Annotated in this window: 1 protein-coding gene; it reads right to left on the reverse strand. The window is 72.4% G+C overall.

Annotation, left to right across the window (positions count from 1 at the left end):
- Window positions 1-629 (reverse strand): beta-ketoacyl reductase (locus ACTMS2_RS29295; RefSeq protein ID WP_441178272.1); only part of this gene is annotated, 629 nt, incomplete at its 3' end.
- Window positions 630-641 lie beyond the last annotated feature (12 nt).

Here is a 641-nt window from a genome sequence, read left to right on the forward strand (position 1 = left end):
ACGTCGATCACGGCCGGTACGAGGGCCGCACGGTCGGCGCCCAGGGCGGCGTCGAACAGCTCCAACCCGACCTCGGCGCTCATCGGCGCCAGGCCCGCCCGCGCCGAACGCGCCCGGTCCGCCTCCTCGATCGACGCCGCCATACCAGCGGTGTCCCACATGCCCCACGCCATGCTCACGGCCGGCAGACCCGACTGCCGCCGCCACACCGCCAAAGCGTCCAGGAACGCGTTACCCGCCGCATACGCCGACTGACCCGGCGAACCCAACACACCCGCCACCGACGAGAACACCACGAACAAGTCCAGATCCAGGCCCGCCGTCGCCTCGTGCAACAACCAACCCGCCGACACCTTCGGCGCCAACACCCCCGCCAGACGCTCCGCCGTCAACCCCTCCACCACACCGTCGTCCAGCACACCGGCCGTGTGCACCACACCCGCCAGACGCCCCCCGTCGGAAACCTCGGCCACCAGACCGAACACCTGGTCCCGGTCCGTCACGTCGCAGGCCACCACCCGCACGTCCGCGCCCAGCGCCGACAACCGCTCCGACAGCTCACCCGCACCCGCGGCCTCCGGGCCACGCCGCGACACCAGCACCAGAGAGCGCACGCCGTGCACCGACACCAGGTGCTCCGC

It is taken from the genome of Micromonospora sp. SD12, assembly GCF_052068495.1.
GTDB lineage: Bacteria > Actinomycetota > Actinomycetes > Mycobacteriales > Micromonosporaceae > Micromonospora > Micromonospora echinofusca.